General features: G+C 57.9%; 15 protein-coding genes. 5 read left to right on the top strand and 10 right to left on the bottom strand.

Annotation, left to right across the window (positions count from 1 at the left end):
• Positions 1 to 41: 41 nt before the first annotated feature.
• The 4 genes from BPHY_RS40400 to BPHY_RS34255 form a co-directional block, all read right to left on the bottom strand.
• Positions 42 to 314: a UBP-type zinc finger domain-containing protein gene (locus tag BPHY_RS40400; RefSeq protein WP_012406060.1), complete on the bottom strand. Its 273-nt coding sequence runs from the start codon at positions 312 to 314 to the stop codon at positions 42 to 44.
• A gap of 58 nt (positions 315 to 372) precedes the next feature.
• The gene (locus BPHY_RS34265) at positions 373 to 1,608 is read right to left on the bottom strand and encodes an NAD(P)/FAD-dependent oxidoreductase (protein ID WP_012406059.1); all 1,236 of its coding nucleotides are present in this window, start codon (positions 1,606 to 1,608) and stop codon (positions 373 to 375) included.
• A gap of 177 nt (positions 1,609 to 1,785) precedes the next feature.
• Entirely contained in the window at positions 1,786 to 2,025 is a 240-nt protein-coding gene (locus BPHY_RS34260) for a DUF6566 family protein (protein WP_012406058.1), read from the bottom strand.
• Between the two features lie 27 nt (positions 2,026 to 2,052).
• Positions 2,053 to 2,295, bottom strand: coding sequence for a hypothetical protein (locus BPHY_RS34255; protein WP_041765821.1), 243 nt, complete (start codon positions 2,293 to 2,295; stop codon positions 2,053 to 2,055).
• Between the two features lie 916 nt (positions 2,296 to 3,211).
• Here BPHY_RS34255 and BPHY_RS34250 point away from each other — a divergent pair.
• Positions 3,212 to 3,778 carry a phosphate-starvation-inducible PsiE family protein gene (locus BPHY_RS34250; RefSeq protein WP_012406056.1) on the top strand — a complete coding sequence of 189 codons (567 nt, stop codon included), beginning with the start codon at positions 3,212 to 3,214 and terminating at the stop codon, positions 3,776 to 3,778.
• Positions 3,779 to 6,351: 2,573 nt separating this feature from the next.
• Here BPHY_RS34250 and BPHY_RS34245 read toward each other — a convergent pair.
• The 6 genes from BPHY_RS34245 to acnA form a co-directional block, all read right to left on the bottom strand.
• Positions 6,352 to 7,035, bottom strand: a complete 684-nt coding sequence (locus tag BPHY_RS34245) for a hypothetical protein (RefSeq protein WP_157686893.1) — start codon at positions 7,033 to 7,035, stop codon at positions 6,352 to 6,354.
• Positions 7,036 to 7,656: 621 nt separating this feature from the next.
• A complete protein-coding gene (locus BPHY_RS34240; protein ID WP_012406053.1) occupies positions 7,657 to 7,974 on the bottom strand; it encodes a hypothetical protein in 318 nt (105 codons plus the stop codon).
• A gap of 30 nt (positions 7,975 to 8,004) precedes the next feature.
• Positions 8,005 to 8,427, bottom strand: coding sequence for a hypothetical protein (locus BPHY_RS34235; RefSeq protein WP_157686892.1), 423 nt, complete (start codon positions 8,425 to 8,427; stop codon positions 8,005 to 8,007).
• A gap of 1,290 nt (positions 8,428 to 9,717) precedes the next feature.
• Positions 9,718 to 10,452 (bottom strand): ABC transporter substrate-binding protein, encoded by a 735-nt coding sequence (locus BPHY_RS34230; protein WP_012406050.1) that lies wholly within the window; start codon positions 10,450 to 10,452, stop codon positions 9,718 to 9,720.
• A gap of 40 nt (positions 10,453 to 10,492) precedes the next feature.
• On the bottom strand, positions 10,493 to 11,386 hold the full coding sequence (locus BPHY_RS34225; RefSeq protein ID WP_012406049.1) for a GntR family transcriptional regulator: 894 nt from the start codon (positions 11,384 to 11,386) through the stop codon (positions 10,493 to 10,495).
• An 89-nt stretch (positions 11,387 to 11,475) separates the two neighbouring features.
• A complete protein-coding gene (acnA, locus tag BPHY_RS34220) occupies positions 11,476 to 14,100 on the bottom strand; it encodes an aconitate hydratase AcnA (RefSeq protein WP_012406048.1) in 2,625 nt (874 codons plus the stop codon).
• Positions 14,101 to 14,176: 76 nt separating this feature from the next.
• Between acnA and BPHY_RS34215 the strand changes: the two genes are divergently transcribed.
• The 4 genes from BPHY_RS34215 (at position 14,177) to BPHY_RS34200 (ending at position 20,322) form a co-directional block, all read left to right on the top strand.
• Positions 14,177 to 15,421, top strand: a complete 1,245-nt coding sequence (locus BPHY_RS34215; protein ID WP_012406047.1) for a lactonase family protein — start codon at positions 14,177 to 14,179, stop codon at positions 15,419 to 15,421.
• A gap of 58 nt (positions 15,422 to 15,479) precedes the next feature.
• Positions 15,480 to 16,814 carry an MFS transporter gene (locus BPHY_RS34210; RefSeq protein ID WP_012406046.1) on the top strand — a complete coding sequence of 445 codons (1,335 nt, stop codon included), beginning with the start codon at positions 15,480 to 15,482 and terminating at the stop codon, positions 16,812 to 16,814.
• Between the two features lie 33 nt (positions 16,815 to 16,847).
• The gene (locus tag BPHY_RS34205; protein WP_012406045.1) at positions 16,848 to 18,074 is read left to right on the top strand and encodes a porin; all 1,227 of its coding nucleotides are present in this window, start codon (positions 16,848 to 16,850) and stop codon (positions 18,072 to 18,074) included.
• 568 nt (positions 18,075 to 18,642) lie between these two features.
• Complete coding sequence (locus BPHY_RS34200; protein ID WP_012406044.1) at positions 18,643 to 20,322, top strand: esterase/lipase family protein; 1,680 nt, start codon at positions 18,643 to 18,645, stop codon at positions 20,320 to 20,322.
• The last annotated feature ends 296 nt before the right edge of the window (positions 20,323 to 20,618 follow it).

Below are 20,618 nucleotides of genomic sequence, written 5' to 3'. Positions count from 1 at the left end.
TCAATAACGCGACGTCGCCCGCCCGTGCGGGGGCGTCGCCCTCAAGGTTCAAGTTCACCTGCGACGATCTCGTCGCGATAGCACCAGATCCACGTTTCGCCGGGTTCGATTGAACGTACCAGCGGATGACCGGTCGCGTGAAAATGCCTGCTTGCATGCCGGTTGGGCGACGAATCGCAGCAGCCGACGTGTCCGCAAGAAAGACAAAGCCTCAAATGCACCCACGGCTGGCCAAGCTTCACGCAGTCCTCGCAATAGTCGATGGACGTTTGGAGAATGCGGGCCTCGCCCAGGTGCGTGCAACCGGAGGTCATGATCGTGCTCCTCGGACAGGTATGCGCAGACGCGCGGGGATCAAGATTGCGCTCGTGCTCAACTGCTATTCAGATAGCGATGCACCAGCGCCACAGCCATTGCCCCTTCGCCGACTGCGGACGCCACGCGCTTGATCGATGCGTGACGCACGTCGCCCGCTGCGAATACGCCAGGCACACTCGTTTCCAGATGCAGCGGCGCGCGTTCGAGAGGCCAATTCAGGTTCGCGCGGTATTCCTGCAGATCGGGACCGGTTACGAGATAGCCGCCTTCATCGCGAACGATGCCGACTTCCTGTGCCCATTGCGTCTGCGGCACGCCGCCAATGCAGACGAATAGCCAATTCGTTCTTACCGTACGGGCCGTGGCGGTTCGCACATCGGTCAGCGTGATCTCCTGCAACACGTCGCTGCCTGCCAGCGCGGTAACTTCAGTGCATGTGCGCACTTCAATGTTCGATGCCGATGTGATGCGATCCACCAGGTATTGTGACAACGTGTTCTTGAGCGATGCGTCACGCACGAGCATATAGACACGGTTGGCGGACTGCGAAAAATGCATGGCGGCCTGTCCCGCCGAATTGCCGCCGCCCACCACATATACGTTTTCGCCATGTATCAGCGCGGCCTCACTGGCGCCGGCGCCGTAATAAAGACCTGCGCCGAGAAAGCGCTCTTCACCTGCCAGGCCTAGCGTGCGATATGCCACGCCGGTCGCGCAGATAGACGTGCGCGCCGTGATACGCGTGCCGTCTTCCAGATATACGATGCCCTGGCCGGGCGGGAACTCCGCGTGCACGCCGGCGCGCGCCAGCAGGATTTCGGCGCCGAACTTGACGGCCTGATCGCGCGCCCGTTCAGCAAGTTCCGCGCCGCTCACGCCCTGTGGAAAGCCCAGATAGTTCTCGATCTTCGAACTGCTACCTGCCTGTCCGCCCAGTGCCCAGCGCTCCACCAGTACGGTATGCAGTCCCTCCGATGCACCGTACACCGCGGCGCTCAATCCCGCCGGTCCTGCACCGTAAATCGCGAGATCGTAGGCCTCACGGGATGGACTCGCAAACCAGCCAAGCTTCTCGGTGATTTGCCGGATGGTCGGACTTTCGAGCCGCGTTCCGTCGTGGAAAACGCAGACGGGCAGGCGCGAATCGAAGAGATGCTGCACGCGAGCCAGTTCTTCAGCTTCCTTATCGCTGCCCAGTTCGATCCATTCGAACGGTATGTCACAGCGATGCAGGAAGTCGCGTATCGCGTAGCCATGTGCGCTGCGCATGCGTCCATAGATCCTGACCATGAATATGCTATCCACCTTTGAGGACGTCACGACTTTGTTTCGTTTTCTCGCGCTTCACGAGCAGGCGGCCGTGCCAGGATAACGGCGGTTGGCCGCATTCGTGCACCGTAAGCGTATCGGAGGGTGACGTCTTTCGCGAAACTGCCGGGTTTTGTTCGCTTTCCGCTGATGATTCCATCACATCAGGTCACGCGACTCTTCCAGCTTGCGATCGACAAAACGCGTGCCCCATTCGATGCCGTCGCGCACCGCCTCCTCCTGCGTAAGCCATTCCGGCTGAATCGTCTCCAGACGGAATTCGGCCACGGGGCTATCGGCATGGCGCACAGTCACCGTCGCCCGCCACGCGCCGTATGCATTCTGCTCCGGCTGTACCTCGATCTCGTAGCCTCGATGCTCAAACACGTGCGTTTGCATGAGCGGCTCCGGTTTCGCATCAAGGCGTCAATCTGGAAGCACGAACTCGGTGCGCATATCTTCGATCACTTTCTGGACGTGATGTGCGCAATCTACGCCGAGGTCATTGAGCGGCACCATGTTCCAGTTGCGGCCGGATGCGTCGGGCGGGTGCCGCTCTGGTAGCGGTATGCGCACCCGTAAAGCTCCCGGCACGTCAGCGGCGATTTTCGCCATGCGGTTCTGCAGTTCGTCGCGAATCTGCTCAGCGGTTCGAACGGTCTTCGGCATCGGTCTGCCTCCGTCGATTACACGTCCCAATCGTGACTGAATAGCGCATACGTGCCTCCTGCGTGAGCATGCACCGATGATACTTTAAGTCTAGTCGCTAATTCGGTGATGTACGGATTAGCGCTCGCTTTTGTGGACAGCATCAAGGGAAGGCGCGCCGAAAAGCTGCGCTTCGGAAAGATGCGCAAAAGGCCACACGGGCCCGATCCTCTCCAGGCGAGCCCGTATCGTGTCTAAGGCCGGTATCCGCAGCTGATGAGCTGCTGGCGAGCTGAGAAAGACGAAGATATTAAACCTGCTAGGCACACGCGACCGGGCCAAGCTCGAGCCAGTCGTACAAGCGCTGCTGCTTCGGTTACTCAATAGCCACAGCACGGCAGCAAGACAGCGCGTGTGCCGGGGGACTTGAAGCACGCGACACCGCCCGCGACGGGGACTGGTTGGTTGTTGTTCGAGATACGCAGGCGGGCCGGCCGCGCGTGACACGCGAGGCTTCATTGAACCGAGCGTCAAGCGAGGCCTCCTAAGACCTGCATAGACCGTATGAGCGGGTGACGGCCAGTCGGAGCACTCGGTGGGGCGAGTAGTGACGCAATCGCTGTGGCGCCGCCAAAATGGCGTAATCCATATCGCGCTCGTTGGGTTACAGTGCATGAACCTGCTGCTTTCGGCTCAGTACCTCTTCGAATACTCGACAGAAACCTCTATCAGAAGCGCGAGATAGTTCAGCCTCTGTTGTCAATAACTGAATATGTCAGTTTTGCTCTGGGCAGCTATCCACAAAGAAGCCGCGCAAACGCGGAAGACAATAGCATGTGCGTTACGCGACTGTCGAATGGACTGTGTACGACGCATGTGCAATCCATGCACGCACGGTGCGCTCGCGGCACAGCGACGGCCCTCCGGGAGTCAAATCATGGAAAGCAAGAAAAGCTGGTTACGCAAGGATCTCGATGCGTTGCGTCTGCAGTGGGACATGCTCACCCTTTATGAACGATTCGAGCAGCTTGTCGCGCATGTGCTGAGCGTCGTGATTTCCATCATTATCCTTGTGTCGCTCTGGCAGTTGATTCACGCGGTGATTTCATTGCTGGTTTCGGACGCGCTCAACCCGCTGGATCACGCGGTGTATCAGACCATCTTCGGTATGGTCATGACGCTGCTGATTGCGATGGAATTCAAACATTCGATTACGCACGTGATGGCGCGGCGCGATCACATCGTGCAGGTCAAAACGGTGCTTCTGGTTGCGCTGCTGGCTATCGCTCGCAAATTTATCATTCTCGATCCGGCCAGCGCGCCCGCCAAGATCGCGGCGCTTGCATTTGCGCTGGTTGCACTGGGGAGCGTCTACTGGCTGATGCGGCAGCGTGATGACCCGGTCGACGCGACGACCGCCGCGCAAGCAGAGCGTGATCGCGTGGTGCACGCGCAGCGACAGCAAGGGGGACCGCCCCGCGAAGGCGGCCAATCCGACAATTGACCTGAGTCGCCGCGCTCGTCACGTGGTGAGCGCGTAAGCCTTCAATCCAGCGGACGGCGTTGATGGACACGGCAAGTCAGGTCGCTTCCGGTTGCGCCCGGGACAAGAGCGTTTCAGGCGCGAGCCCCTTTCGTCTCAATGCCCATCTACCATGCCTAAAGCACCGCTATGCCGAACAGCGGCGAATGGAGCCTGAACATGCGGCCCCCGCCGAATGCCGGCAACACGAGACCGACCGCATACCGATCGGCGACGGAACGCCGGTGACGCGGACGACTTGATTGCAGTGTTTGGTAACGAATGCGTCTTTTCTTTTGATCAGGCTGCCATGCGTGCGACGGTGGCGGATCTTCACTCGACCTGCCAGCGACGGTAGTTCAGAACGCCATCTGTCATCGTCTCATTGCCCCTCGGGAGCCGTCGTTCGCAAAACCTTGAGAAGAGACGAAAGTAGGTTGACGGTCAATTGATGGCGAGATGGCGATGAAGCAGCGCTTCTTGAGCCTGTCCGCTCTTCGGCTGCTCAGTCTAACAGCTGACATTGATCTCGCGGTGCTCGAGCGACAGCAGGGTGTGGCGCGACAATCGGTATCCGAGACGCGCGACAGACGAGTTGAGATTGTCGTGGGGACATTGACAATGTCGATTTGTTGTCCGCGCGTGATACTGCCGAGCGACTGTTCGACTCTGATACCTGCCGTTGCCTCTTTGACAGCTCGAGCGTCAGAAACGGGTCGTGTGTTGCCGTTTGCGCAATGATTTCGTTGATTGCACACCTCTTTCGGCCATTCGCCAGCAGACACGCTGAGACAGTCGAACGGCCGTTTCACGGTCGGTGCCCATTCATTCGGCTCTTACTCTCCTCGCTTCACTTCGGCCGTCCGGCGCTTCCGTTTTGTCTCTCTCCCCCGCCAGGTTTCCTATACTCGATACAGGTGGGGCGTGTTGGGCTGCAGTCGCAGCGTCACCCGAGAACGCGCACTCGCCATTCCTTTTAGGCGTCGGATTTTCCTCGATCTCGTTGAAGATCCGACAGTTCGCGTTGCCGGTCGATTACCGGCGGCCTCCGCTTATAGCGGTAGCTGTTCATCGTTCGACGGATAACAGCGACGCATGCCTCTCAATCAATTGAGTTTCTTGGCAATTTTGTTCGCCAAGCCCATGAGTTAACGAAGCTTTCGCTGACCGATTGGCGGCCATGGATGGCAGCAAACCGAGGAACATCCGGTATGCGGCTAATACATCACGAGCGCCGCCGGTCGACTACATTAAGGAGTCTTGAACCATGTCCGGAATCCTTTGCGCTACCTGTGTCTTCGACCTTGCCAACTTTGTTTTCATCAACCGTGATATCACCTCACCGGACATAACCAATTGGCCCGCCTTCACATCAGTTGCGCTTCCCTTGGAAGGGGTACCTGAATTCGGCGATCGATTCGAGCCAGACGAATGCGCCTGCGCAGCGACACCCGATGGCGCAATCCATGTGTTTGGTTTGTTACGCGAAGACCAAAACGTACTCGCATATACGGCCATGCGACGGGCAACTGGGCCGGTGAACCTGGTTTGGCCCGATCCTTGGCGCTTCACTCAGTCTACTTCGAATCCCGACATTAGGCCCATCCAACATGTTGCATGCGCCGCAATGCCAAACAACGACGTTCATTTGTTGGCCCTCACGAGCACTGGATCCCTATTTCGAACGGTGTTGCACGCAGGTGACTCGTGGCAGCCGACTTGGTCGGGGGACTTTCCGCTTCCCGACATTCGGCCAATCACTGATGTCGCATGCACGGCTAACGCTAACGGTGACTTGCATGTGTGCGCGCTGGGTGGCCACGGATCGCTCTTTTATGCCACGTTTTCTAACAAGGAAAGCAAGTGGCAGGGGGAGTGGGCTTCTGATTTTCCTCCTCCGGACATCCGTCCGTTCCCTAAGAGCAGCCTGTTAGATCGGCCGATTGCATGCGCCGCGACGCCTAACGGGGACTTGCATTTCTGCGCTGTCACTCAAGAAGGGGGACTATTTCACACGATTCGATTTGGCGGTGGCACGTGGCAGCCACAAGGCTGGGGGAACGTACTGGCAGCGACCGGTGTACCGCCCTCAATTCCTGGGCCGTGCGGGACAGTTAAATGCGCTAGTGACGATGGCGGTGCGCTTCACGTTTGCGTTGTCACGCGCAATTCTGATCCCACGTTCGGTGGTCAGCTTTATTATGCATTGCGCCACGCTTCTGATCAGAGATGGGAAGGTTTCACCAACGTTGAGGCGGATGCTAAAGCATCGGGGCGAGTCATCTCTTTGGGTGCGACTTACGTACGATAGAAGCCTGCACTGCAGGTAAGGGTTGACGGGCGGCTCCAGTCGTTCCCGATAAATGTGGAGACCGTGATGTCTGAACTCATCGACGCGCTTGGAAAAGCGATTCTCGTATTGAAGTCGATTGTCGATGCTTCCGCGGCCCGGCCGCGATAAGGATTTTGGCGCCAGCGGCTCGCTGGCGCTTCGATACTGAGTCTGAGACTGCGTCGCAAAATCAGTTTTTGTCGAATTGTTTTATTGCACCCGCTCAAACGACGCCGCTGATTTCAATAAAGTCAGCCTCGAGTTTTCGAATTCTATTAAGTGCGTCCGACAAAGATTTCCGTACGGGTAGTATCTGCTTTCGCGCACTTGCGATGGTGTCATTCGCCAAATTGAGGTCGCCGTTCTCCACATGGTCAAGTACCTCACGAGCTGAGTTACCCAACCACATCGCAGACCTCTCAATCAGAAGTACGATCTCGTTGTCCCCAAAGCGCAACCTATCGAAGAGATCCTTGAGCGCCGCTCTTTCAGATTCATTAAGATGTACGACCTTCTTAAACCAGGGGTTGAGATAGACGTCGTAGATGTTGCCAATCCTGCCACAATGTCCACGAGCCGCACTTGCTCTTACTAAGGCGGCGCCTCCTTCCAAGGAATACAAGAGATTAACGTCCTTTCGGTACTGCCGTTTGAGTTCATACCGAACGGTTTCTGTAAGGTCCTGTCGTTCCTCGCCACGCTCCAAATAGATCGCAAGGTAGGGAACAACCTCAGCATCGAATGCGAGGAACGTCTTCTGCAGTTCTGCGAGTGCACCTGCGAGCTTCGTCGCTGCGACGTCGGGTTGGCTGGCGAGCTTTTTCTTTACTGCTTCAAGAATCCCGAGCTTCGATACAGTTTCCGCGAGAGCGGTACTTGCCTCGAATAGTGTCGTTGGGTCCACCATGTCCGTCTCCGTGCTTAGGTTTATCGACAGGCCCATGGGGGAGAGTCTAGTTGACGACTCGAATTCTTCAAGGGCGAGCAAGCCTGTCTAAGTGGCACGAAACGGGCCCACTCCAACTGCTTCGGTGATGTCGCCCAACGCGCGGCGGAATTGGTTAACAAGTTATTGATTAATAAGCCGGCGCAGACGACAGACACCGGTTTTCTGGCTGTGGTCGCCGGCGCATGCTGTGACCTACGGAGCGACTAAAAGGAGTGGATGACTACTGTACCCGGGAGCTGCCGGTTCGAGGCGCGTAGTCCACCGTCCGCTATCTCGAGTTGAAAGCTGACACCTTCCCGGGAAATCAACGAAGAGCCTTCCTTTTCGTCTCCGGGCTTTGGCGGCTGGCTCGCCTGTTCCGGGGGGCGCGTGTGACGCGCTTCCCATTCGGCGGCTGCCGCTAAGCGGTCGCGCTGCTCGATCGTCCCCCGAACGTCAGAGACGACCGACGGCAGCGCACAGGCCGCGTACGGTGAGAATTTGCAGGAGGCCGTCACATCTGGCGGGCTCTTTTTCCTCTTCTCGGATGTCCGTGGAGGAAGGTCGTGTACATTCGGCTGCACGTAGTTGCAGCTGGCTTCAGGGTCGTGCAAGGAAATCACGGGCAAGCGAGTTGCCGGTAATGTATGAGTCTGGGATGCTCTCATACTGCCATGCGTAGTTCGCCAGCCAAAGGCGTGCAGCATCTTTTATGCATGCAGCGCTGTCCTCGCTATTCGGCGAGACGTTCGCGCATCGGTACTTGATTAAATGCACGAACTCTTCCGCACTGTGGGTCGCAAGGTCAGCCATCGGATTGACTCGACCCACTGATGACTGGGCAAAAGCATTTGCGCCGAGCATCAGAAAGAGCGAACCAATGATGATCATGGATTGGAGACGCATAGTCGGCAGCATGTTCTTCCCGCTTTTTTGTTCGCTTGTGGTCTATTGCTCGTTCATCGCTTCGGGCGGGTCGTACAGGCTGTGGCAGGCCAGTGCAATCAGCCCTACCCGGACGCTCGGGTAGGTCATGCCGTCGAAGATTCGCGGTGCATCGGAGATTCCAGACATTTCGCGGATGACACATTCGTTGCCATCGCGATAACGGCCATGAGCCGGTCGGTACCAAGGCAACGGCACCCGGATCTTATAACTACCGAAGTGCTGCGTGCAACTCTGTGCGACGGCGGCTGCCGCAACATCGTTTTGCGCGCCAGAGATTTCTGCTAGCACGCAATCTGCGTAGCTCGTCGGGGTCGTGATCGTTTCGTAGCCACCCCACAGGAAACAGAGAACGGCAATGCCGGTAAGCCATTTGAGCAGAAACCAAGCGTTACCGCGCCAAATCATACGGTTCAGTTCATTCAAGTCCCTCGGTGCATTCATTTGTGTTCCCCGTGTTCCTATTGATTGTTCTTCGCCCATCTTCTCGGCGGCCTTTGCTCAAATTTGCGAAAGCCAGGAAAGCCCGATCTCAGATGCTTCGTGGATTGCGACTGACGCTGAATCTTTTCCCATATTGAGTAAGAGAAGAGCGAGCATCTAATTTATATTCATCTGTCGGAAACTATTTTATATACGATTGTTTGATTATCAGCTTGCAATACGTCGATTGAGAAATTTTGAAAGCGAATTCTCGATGACGCGCCGAGATCGTATTTAACGCTTTGGTAAAACGCTGGTGCGGCATATCCTCCGCGGAACTCTCTGTAAGATACGTCGATGGTATTTCCTGTTCTCCCGCCGTAGACGAGCTCTTGACGCACGTAATCTTGTGAATATACTTTCGACTCCTGCCAGCCGTTGGGCGAATTCAAGATTCCGACCCAATGCCTAACGGTAGAGATCGAGCCGTTCTGGCTTACGAGAAACGACTGTCCAATCGTGGCAGATTGTTGCACCCCTACTGAATATGATTTATAGGACTGTGATTCAAGAACCGTCGAAGCACATCCAGAAAAAACCGCAACGTGATTGCCAATAACGAGGTGTGTAGCAGAAGTGCGGCTTTTCTTTTGTTCATTTTATTCCCCGATATATGCTCAAGAAGATCACGAGCGATTTCATTACATTGCCGGATAAAGCCGTTCGTCCGGCGAGTTTTTCTGAAAAATACGCACGCAAGTTATAGGCCAACTCGCAGCTGTCAACGTGCATCACGGGACGCCAGCATTCTGTAGATCGATCGCCCGACGAAAGATCAAGAATTGTTTCAGTATCGAATCATATTTGACAAACAGATAACGTTTGCGCGTGCACCTCCGCAACGATCAAAGGATCGCCGGGGTCGATTGCACGTACATAAGAGAAAAGAACGCATTGCTTTTTTTATCTGACAAAAAGTGTTGCAAATCCGATTCATTTCCCACTGCTTATGTGGCTTCGGCGTAACGACGTGGAGCTGATAACTAAGGGCACCTGCTGGCGGATGGCTGTTGTTACTTCGAAGCTGCCAGTAAAATGACGCAGGGCTACGTGGCCGGATCGGGTCGCTTGCTGCCCGACACGGCCGATCAATGGCCGAGGACGCCGGCCGTTCTACGTCAGACCGGGTTCGGCCAAATCCGGTCATCCGACCGCGTGAGACCGATGACCGCTTTGAGAGGCGGATCTGCCGCACGTTTGTGCGTTCCTCGTTCGGAACCATCTCGTCCAGAACTACGCCTTCGGCGCCACCGACGCCCCAGCGATCCGATGCCTTCTCAGCGCATCGGCGACGAACCCTGAAGCCTTCATCTCTTCGACAAATGCATGCAGCGCCGCAGCAGCTGCTTCACCGCAGCTCTTTGGCGTGCCCATCGCCTGCTGGATCACCATGAAGCGCTCGTCGAGCAGACGAAGTCCGCCGGCCCTCTGTGCATCGGCTTCGAGCTGCTGCTTCACGCCTGCAGCGACTTCCAGATCCTGTTCGAGGAACGTCTGCACGACGGCGGGAGACGTCGGCGCGCGCACGATCTCCGCGGCCTTTAGTTCGCGCGTCAGGAGCAGGTCATATGCGCTGCCCTTGCCGACAGCGACGCGGTTGTGCGGCTGATCGACATCGGCATTCGTCCTGACGGGCGAGTCGTCGCGCACCAGATAGAAGCCTTCGATTAACACATACGGCGCAGTGAATGTAATCATTTCGCCGCGTAACGGATCGATGGCGAAAAAGCCGAAGTCCGCGCGCTCTTCGTTAATCGCTTGAACCGATTTCCCTGCCGCATCGAAGACGACCAGTTCCAGTTCGACACCGAGTCTTTCGGCGAACGCGCGCGCCAGATCGATGGACACGCCGAACGGTTCGCCCGTTTCGGCGTGCCTGTTGGCGAGAATCGGATTGCCGAGATTGATCGACGCGCGCACCTTGCCGGTGGGCGTGAACGCGGTGACGACGGATGAATCGATAGTCATGGATGCTCCGTGGCGGCCGCGTTATCGGGTGGTCGCGGCCTTAAGGTTCAAGAATCTCACTGATGCGCGAGAGCGCGTCGAGCGTATGCAGCAAGTGCTCGCGCATCGCCTCCGAGGCCTCTTCGTTGCGCTCGCGTTCGAGCAGTTCCAGCAGATGCAGATGCTGCTTCGCGTGTTCGACATAGCGCTCGCGATGCTGCATCGAGCGATACGACAGCAGCCGTCGCACGCGATTGACGCGTCTGATCGTGTCGATGAAAAAACTGTTTCCTGAAGCTTCGACCAGCGATTCGTGAAAGCGCACGCCGCGATCGTGCAACTGGTCCGCCGTATCGGTTTCGATACCGCCCGCCAGCAGATGCTTCTCGACATCGCGACACCGTTCGAGCACCTTGCGCTCCAGGCGGTAACCCGGCTCCAGCAACGCAGCGGGTTCGAGTGCGAGACGCAGACGGTACGACTTGAGCAGACTGTCGGGCGTGGTCAGCATCGGCGAGAACTGCCAGCCGTAGCCGGGCTTGCGCTCGGCCCAGCCTTCCTGCGCGATGCGTCCAAGCACGGTCGTCAGCTGCGCGCTCGTCAAGCTGTAGCGGTTGCGGATCAGTTGCTCGGAAAACTCATCCGGCAATTCGCCTTTCAGTCGGTCATCTGCGATCTGGAAATACACGCTCGTCACGAGATCGGTTTCCGCGAGGCCCAACTCGCCGACGACATCCGCCAGAGGCTCGACAACAGGCTTGGCAACGAAGAAGCCGCGATTCTTCTCGCGCGTCAGGATGCCTTTTTCGTGCAGCAGTGCAAGCGCTTCGTTGACGGGCGAGCGTGAAACGCGCAGACGGTCGGCCAGCATCTGCGCGGGCAGATGCGCGCCGGCGTCGAGTCCTTCTGTCTTGATCAGTTCAACAATCTGGGTCGCAATGGATCTGTCGATCATCTGAGTCGTGCCTTCTGCTTTCGGCCTTTAGCGCCAGGCGCACACAGCGGCGCCAATAAAAACGCAAGTGCGGCAGCAGAGGCCCGGTCTCAAGCCTCCTGTGCCTGCAAACTTTTCTGCAATATCAGCGGGATGACGCCGCCTGAACGCAACAGCGTGCATTCGAGTTGCGTCTCGACGGCCGCCGTCGCTTCGATGGGCTGCACGCTGCCGTTTGCGCGGACCACGCGCACGGCCACCCTGCAACGAGGCGACAGAGTATCACTCACGGCGTCGACTTCGAGCTTATCACCGGGCTGCAATTCGAGCGTGTTGGGATTGGCGCCGCCGGCAAAGCGCAGCGGCAGAATGCCCATGCCGATCAGGTTCGACCGATGGATACGCTCGAAGCTCACGGCCAGCACCGCGCGAATGCCGAGGAGCCGCTGTCCCTTGGCTGCCCAGTCGCGCGACGACCCTGTGCCGTAGCGCTCGCCTGCGACGAGCACGACGGAGTCGCCATCATCCCGGTAACGCTGCGCGGCTTCGAAGATCGGCATCACGTCGCCGCTCGGTACATGCAACGTGTGCGCGACGGGCATGCCAGCGCGCAGGCTGTTGACCAGCGTTCGGTTGTAGAAGGCGGCGCGCATCATCACTTCCCAGTTGCCGCGTCGCGAGGCGAATACGTTGAGATCGTCGCGATCGTCACCGCGCGAGACGAGGAAGTCCGCGACGAAACTGTCTTTCGGAATCGCGCTTGCGGGCGAAATGTGGTCGGTCGTCACGTCGTCGCCGAGCACGAGTAGCGGATACGCGCTATAGCGGCCGAGCTGGCTGCCCTGCGTCGCCGATGCGAACGGCGGACGTCGCAGCGCAGTCGATGCCGGATTCCACGGAAACCTCGCGTTGTCAGGCGCGTCGAGATCGTGCCACGCCGGGTTTTGGCTGGCGAGCGCGAAGGCGCGTGGATAGTCTTGTGGATCGGCGGCCGCGCGTACGAGTGCGTCGACTTCATCGCGTGTGGGCCAGAGGTCGCGCAGATACACGGGCTTGCCGTCCGAAGTTTGCTGGATCGGATCGACACTCAGGTCTTTTTCCGCGTCGGCAGCGAGGGCAAAGGCAATCACCAGCGGCGGCGACATGATGAAGCCGAGATCGAGATCGGGATGAATGCGGCCGGGGAAATTGCGATTGCCCGACAGCATCGCGACGGGATAGATGCTCTTTTGCGCGAGCGCTGCGCGGATCGGCTCCGTCAACGGCCCGGAGTTGCCGATGCACGTCGTACACCCATAGCCGACGATATCGAAGCCGACCGCCGAGAGATCGTCGATCAACCCGGCGCGTTCGAGATACGCAGCGGCGGCGGGCGAACCCGGACCGAGTGACGTCTTCACCCACGACGGCACGCTCAATCCCAACGCGCGAGCTTTGCGCGCAAGCAGACCGGCTGCGATCAGCAAAGCCGGATCGGATGTGTTTGTGCAACTCGTAATCGCGGCAATGGCGACGGGATGCTTCGGCATCGACCGATGCGGTTGCGCAGACTGAAAGTCGAGCTTGGCCAGCGTAGTTGCTGTCTGCGAGTAATCGATCAGATCCTGCGGACGGCGCGGCCCGGCGATATGCATGCCGATACTGGCGAGATCGATATCGATGGTTCGCGTGTAGCGCGGCTCGGCTTGCGGCTCGAACCACGTCCCAGTGCGTCGCGCGAACGCTTCGACCAGTTTGATCGATGTTTCCGCCCGGTTGGTTGAGCGCAGATAATCGAGTGTGTGCTGATCAATCGGGAAAAAACCCGTCGATGCGCCGTATTCCGGCGCCATGTTCGCCACCACCGCGCGGTCTCCCGCGCTGAGCGTGGTCACGCCGGGACCGAAGAATTCGACGAACTCGCCCGAGACACCGATTGCGCGCAGGCGCTGCGTGACCGTCAACGCGAGATCAGTGGCGAGCACGCCGGGCTGCATCGCGCCCGTCAGACGCACGCCGATCACATCGGGAATGCGCTGCATCACAGGCATGCCGAACATCACCGTCTGCGCTTCGAGTCCGCCCACGCCCCAGCCCAGCACGCCGATGCCGTTGATCATCGGCGTGTGGCTATCTGTGCCGATCAGCGTGTCGGGCACGGCCCACTTCTCGCCATCGCGCTCGACCGAGGTAACCACGGTGGCGAGCTGCTCCAGGTTGATCGTATGCATGATCCCCGTGCCCGGCGGATGAATGCGCACACCCTTCAACGCCTTCGACGCCCAGCGCAGGAAGCGGTAACGCTCGGCATTGCGCCTCAATTCCAGCTTGAGGTTTAACGGGGCTGCGTCCCGTTGCGCGAAGTACTCGACGGCCAGCGAATGATCGACGGATGAATCGACGGGCAGCACCGGGTTCAGCGTCGCCGGATCGGCGCCCGCTTCCGCGAGCGCATCGCGCATGCCGGCGATATCGACGAGCGCGGGTGTGCTGGTCGTGTCGTGCATCAGCACGCGGTTGGGCTGAAACGCGATTTCGGCTTCGCTGGTGGCGCGCGCCGTCCACGCGAGGATGCCTTCCACGGCCTGCCGCCGCTCTTCGCCCTGCGTGTTGCGGATGACGTTTTCCAGCAGCAGACGCAGCACGACGGGCAATTCACGCAGCTTGTCGCCGAACAGACCCGGCAGATCGACATAGCGATGCGACACGCCATCGACGCTCAAACGGGCTTCAGTGGGGGAGTAAGTGTTTTCCATGACTGTATTTTTGCACTTTGACAGGTAAAAATGCAATCTAGTGCAAACCCCAGATACAACATTGCGGAGACATCACGTGAAGAAAACCGGCTACGACTGGCGCGCACCGCCAGAAAAAACGGGCCCGAACGATGCGCGGCGGCGCTTCGTTCAGCAAGCCGCGGCGCTTGGCGCATTGGCCGCGATCGGCGCGGTCGCCGGGCCGGTTTTCGCGGAGGACCAGGCGTTGCGCCAGACAGATCTCAAAGGAAAGAAACCCATGTTTGCTTATGTCGGATCGCGGACGACCCGCGAGCGGAATGCCCACGGCGAGGGCATCAGCGTCTATCAGGTCGATACGGAAACGGGCGCGCTCGAACTCGTCCAGCTCGTGAAGGACCTCGTCAACCCGTCATTTCTCGCGCTGAGCCGCAACGGCGAGCGCCTTTACACCGTGCATGGCGACGCGAGCGATATCAGCGCGTTCAAGGTCGACAAGGCGTCGGGCAAGCTCACGTTTCTGAACCGTCAGAGCACGCAGGGCAAGAACCCCGTGCATCTCGCGATCGATCCGTTGGGGCGCTACATCGTCGTGTCGAACCATATCGGCGCGAGCCTCGCCGTGCTGCCGATCGCGGCTGACGGTTCGCTGCAGGAATTGACCCAACTGGTGCATCTCGAAGGCCCGGTCGGGCCGCATCGCGTCGAACAGAAGCAGGCCAAGCCGCACTTCAATCCGTTCGACCCGACGGGCGAGTTCGTGATCGTGCCGGACAAGGGACTGGACCGCGTTTTCACGTTCCGCTTCAAGGACGGCCAACTGACACCTGCCACGCCGGGCTTCGTCGTGTCGCGCGAAACGGCGGGGCCGAGGCACGTCGCGTTTCATCCGAAGGGCGCATATGCGTATGTCGTCAACGAACTCGATTCGACCGTGACGACCTACCGCTATTCGTCGGGCAATGGCGCGCTGACGCCGGTGCAGATCGTGTCGTCGCTGCCCGATACCTATACGGGCAATAGCCGTGCGTCGGAGATCGAAGTCGATCCTTCGGGGCGCTTCGTCTATGCGTCGAATCGCGGTTTCGACAGCATCGCCGTGTTTCGTATCGACCAGGCGACAGGCCATCTGACGTTCATCGACGCCGAGCCGACCTTGGGCCGCACGCCGCGCTTCATGACGGGCACGCCCGACGGCCGCTTCATGTATGCGCTCAACGAAGACAGCGACACGATCGTCGCATTCGCCGTGAATGCCGCGACGGGCCAGCTAAAGCCAACGGGCTTTTCCGTGGATTCGGGCAGCCCCGTGTGCATGGTGTTCTCGCCGCAGCACGCGTAACTCGCGCCGTACCGATTTCAAAAGAACCTGGCGGGCGCGCCCGCCAGTGGAGAGACACATGCAAGCCAATCAAGCCACACAGGCCATCGACGAGCGCGCGCTTGTGCGCAAGATCGCCTGGCGGATCATTCCGTTCGTTTTCATTCTCTACATCATTTCGTATCTGGACCGCGCGAATATCGGTTACGCGGCGTTGCAGATGAATCGCGATCTCGCGTTGAGCAGCGAGGCGTTTGGGTTCGCGTCGGGCATCTTCTTTATCGGCTACTTTATTTTCGAAGTGCCCAGCAACGTGATGCTCAACAAGTACGGTGCGCGTGTGTGGATCGCTCGCATCCTCGTGACGTGGGGCATGGTTTCCGTCGGTTCTGCGTTCGTGCAGAACGCTACCCAGCTTTATGTATTGCGCTTTCTGCTGGGCGTTGCCGAGGCGGGCTTTTTCCCCGGCATCATCGTCTATCTGACGTACTGGTTCCGCTCGAAAGAACTCGCGACGACGGTTGCACTGTTCACGGCGGCGATCCCCGTGTCGTACATCATCGGCGCGCCGCTCAGCACGTGGATCATGGATAGCGTCCACTGGCTGAACTGGAGCGGCTGGCGCTGGATGCTGGTGCTCGAAGGCGCACCTGCGCTGGTCGGCGGCATTCTGTGCTTCCTCTATCTGACCGACCGTCCCGCCGACGCGAAGTGGCTCAAGCCCGCGGAACGGGAATGGCTGCTGAACGAACTGGCCAATGACCGCAAGGCGCGGCCCGATGCGAAGCACTTCGGCTCGCTCAAGGCGATGACCAATCCGAAAGTGCTGTATCTGTCGTTCATTTACTTCGTGTATCAGTGCGGCAGTCTCGGCGTGGGTTACTGGATGCCGCAGATCATCAAGGGTTTTTCGAAGACGCTGAGCCACACGCAAGTCGGCCTCATCGCGATGATTCCGTATATCTTCGCGACGATCGTGATGGTGCTGTGGTCGCGCAGTTCCGACCGTCATAGCGAACGGCGCCTGCATTCGGCGATTCCGCTCGCGGTCGCCGCGCTCGCGCTGCTCGGCGCCGGACTCACGAATAACCCCTATGTATCGATTACGCTCATCAGCGTGAGCCTCGCCGGCCTGTACGCATTCAAGTCGCCGTTCTGGGCTCTGCCGACGCTGTTCCTGACGCGCTCGACGGCGGCGGTATCGATTGCGGTGATCAATTCCGTCGGCAATCTGGGCGGCTTTGTCGGGCCGTTTGCGATTGGCTATATCAAAGGCTCTGGTCAGAGCGCGACGCCTGGTTTGCTGTTCCTCGCCGCATTGCTCGTTGCATCGTTCTTCATGACGTTCTTTATTCGCGTGCATGAACAGCGTGATGCCGACACGCATGGCGCTGTCGCCAATCAGAGTCACTAGACAAAAAATTGTTACCTGGAGGAGATCTTTTCAATGAAGAAGTCGCTATTGTCATTAGTCATACTAAGTGGATCAACGGGGTTCGCTTATGCGCAAAGCAATGTCACGCTATACGGTCTTATCGATAGCGGCTTGAACTACACGAACAACGTGCAGACGGCGAAGACTTCGCGGGGACTCGTTGGCGGACATCAGATTGCGATGATCGAAGGCGGATCGGCCGGTTTGCAAGGCAGTCGTTGGGGCCTGAGAGGTAGCGAGGACCTCGGCAGCGGGCTCAAGGCGATCTTCGTGCTGGAAAGTGGCTTTTATAGCAACAACGGCGTGGCCAATCAGGGCGGCGCGCTGTTCGGACGTCAGGCGTATGTCGGTCTGAGCAATCCGATCGGGTCGGTAACCTTGGGTCGTCAGTACGACCCGGTCGTCGATCTGTACGGGCCGTTTCTCGCAGCGCCACAGTGGGGCGGCTACATGAGTTCGCATCCCAGCGATCTCGACAACGCCCTCAACACGCGCCGCATCAACAACTCGATCAAGTTCCGCAGCGCGAGTTATCGCGGGCTGACCGTCGAAGCGATGATGAATCTCGGCGGCACGCCCGGTTCGTTTTCCAGCAACTGGATCTGGGGCGCGGGTGCTGCGTACGCCAATGGTCCGTTTTCGATCGGTGCAGGGTATCTGAACATCCGCAATCCGAACACATCGTTCTTCGGCGCGAATCCAAATGCGGGCCCGGCGACGACGAATAACCTGGGGAGCTTCGGCAGCGCGACCAGTCCCGAGAGCAATCCCGTGTTTGCCGGATACGCATCGGCAAATCGCCTTGAGATTGCGGGTGTCGGCGCTGGCGTGACGCTCGGCGGACTCAACGTGAATCTCGCCTATTCGAATACGCGTTTCGGGGACATGGGTTCGGCGTCGGGACCGAATCCGCTGGGCTATAAGGGTACTGCAGCGTTCAACAACGCGGAGATCAACGCGAAGTATCAGTTCACGCCTTCGCTGCTCGCCGGCATCGCATACGATTACACGCGTAATGGCGGCGCCGGCGGCAAAGGCGGCGCGAACTACAACCTGTTCAGCGCAGGCGTGGACTATTTCCTGTCGAAGCGCACCGACGTCTATACGATCGCGGTGTATGAAAAGGCGAGCGGCACAGACTCGCTGGGACAAAGCGCTGTGGCACAGATCACCGGTCTGACGCCATCGACCACCAACAAGCAAGTCTCGCTGCGAGTCGGAATTCGCCACAAATTCTGACGATCCGGCGCAACGCAGAGCAACGTGCATGATCTCACTCGAATGACTGTTTTGACGTCAGATTGAGCCGTTCGAGTGATTCAGTCCATCGACTGCTGAGGGTCGTGTGTTGCCGATCGCGCAATGATTTCGTTGATTGCACACCGATTGGCAATTAACGGCCGAGGCCGTGTGAAAACGCAAAAGTACTCGGTTTTCGGGTGTCACTTTACCCTTCCCGAGTCGTCACCAAGCCAATACGCGTCGTTCTGAAGAGTCGATTTTTGAAAAGGCTTCGCGGGCAGCGCGTTTTCACACGGCCTCGGCCATGAGCGGCCATCCAAGCGCTGTTTGCGGGTGACCATAACGCAGCATACATTCGCCCTTCGGTCCCACGCGAGCCGGCAGCGTTGCATCAGACAACAGGAATGCGGTCAACTATAACCATTGCGTATATTGCCTCAGAGAAAGCTTGCAAGTTGTGAAACTTGACGCCGCTTCACACGAAGGCAACGATTCTCCTAAAAAAGCAGGCCCTCGGAAAAGCTCATAATGGCACCACCACACTTCTAACGTTTGAGCGACGATAATGGCAACGCGCGGCGCCAGATTGTTTCGGATGTTTGTTGTCGGTATGTACGCAATTGTCGTTACATTGGCAATGTTGCACGATTTAACGCGTTGGCATTCCGGTGAACTACGCTTGTTCGATGTTGGGATCGCCGGCTTCGGTTTTTTTGCCATCGGTCTCATCGGCGTTTCTTTCTGGATGGTCGGAAGGTTGGGTTGGGCCAAGGCGCTAGGCTTGATAACCGCCGTCACGCTCGTGATCCTAACGGCGTCCGCTGTGATCCGATGGTCGTCGGAAGCCACGACGTTGTTCCCAACGCCCTTTCCCTCACAAACTGAACTCGGCGGAACACCGGACGTTATTGTCATCCTGATTCACGGGACTTTTAGTACAGATGCGGAGTGGATGCGTCCGAATTCACCTTTTATCAAAACCGTTGCCCAGCGCTTCGGAAACGTTCGAGTGATGTTTCAGCCTTTTATCTGGACAGGCATATCAGGCGGCAGATACAACAATACAAATTTTTATCGCGTAACGGCCGCAGTTCACTTAGCGCGACTCCAGAAAGATTTGCGTCAACATTATCCAGCCGCCAAGATCTTTGTGATCGCTCATAGCCACGGAGGTAACGTGGCGCTCTATGCTCAGCGAGAGTTCGACTCAAAAGGAATCGCAGACGCAATCGTCACATTGGGAACCCCTTTTATCGTGATCGAAAAAAGGGATGTTGAGAACGATGACTTAGCGAAATTGGTCGTTGGCGAAATCGGCTTTGTCACATGGTTCGCTTTACTTTGTTCGGTAATGTTAGCCATTTCCGCAGTTGGTCTTTTGGGGTCTCTATTACTGAAGTTTGATTTCGTGATTTCCAGAGCAGTGGGGACTCTGTTAATAGCTACTGCCGGCGTTTGCGGTTACATTGTTGGAAATTGGGCGCTTGTGGTGGACGGAACGGACTACGCTAGCGATGGATCGGTACACTCTCGTTATAAGGAAAGCCCGGCGGCCCGAGAGGCTAGGGAGAAATGGGAAGCAATGGTGACACGGGTTGTCTTCGACAAGGTAAGAGACGAACAAACAAGACTCACGGTTACCTTGCAAGCGGAAATACCAATGAATCTGCATTTGGCCATTGTTCGGGCTAAAGGAGACGACGAAGCTGTCAGAGGAATCGAGGCTTTCGATGGATCCGCAGGGCTTATCGCCAAACTGTTATCGGCTGAGATTCTGAATGCGACTGTAAGCCTATTAGGTGTAACGCTTGCGCTAATTGCTTTTGCCATTTTTCTTGGTACTGCGGTGGTGGTTGGATGGCATGAGAAATGGAAGGAAGGCCGATCAAGTATGCAGGCGATACTCCGCAGTTTAGGCGCTGGCGTCATTAGCTCGGCTGCATTCGTCCTTTACACCGTTACATATGGCACTTTAGCGGCCATTGTTTTGTCCCCGTTAATAATATTGCTTAGAATCCCTGCAGCACTTCCGACGATGCTCGTCTTTGGAGACACGAGCATCGCTACGGAATTGGTTGTTCATGAAAATGTCGACGTCGCGCCTCCGGGCTGGGCGGGGGTTACGTTCATCTGCAAATGTCCTCGAATTGGGACAGAACTGCTTCGCCACTCGCAATACTATGTCGATGATTCAACCACAAAAGACGTTTCCGACTGGCTGTATGGACGTTATATTGCCAAGTAATGATTCCGCGCAGACTTGAGCTCAGTTCGAAGAGCGTTCACGTTCTCGTCACGCGTCTCAACTCAGCTTGGGAACGGCCACTTGGAAGTAAAGCGTGAGCGGCAGAGAAGGGTCGTATTCGTACTCACGGCCTCGCGCCGGAGCGTTGGCGGAACCAACTGGCGGAATCGGCGCATGTGCAATCAAGCACGGCCCATCGGCCGCTCTGTCCATTCTCGCGTCGCGAGACAGTTGTCATGAAGGTGGGGCACGAGAACTTCGCGCAGTACTCCGCGACGACACTGAGCCTCGAGAGG

This window comes from Paraburkholderia phymatum STM815 (genome assembly GCF_000020045.1).
In the GTDB taxonomy this organism is placed as follows: domain Bacteria; phylum Pseudomonadota; class Gammaproteobacteria; order Burkholderiales; family Burkholderiaceae; genus Paraburkholderia; species Paraburkholderia phymatum.
The sequence above is the reverse complement of the archived record's forward strand: the minus strand, read 5'-3'. Positions and strand labels throughout refer to the sequence as shown.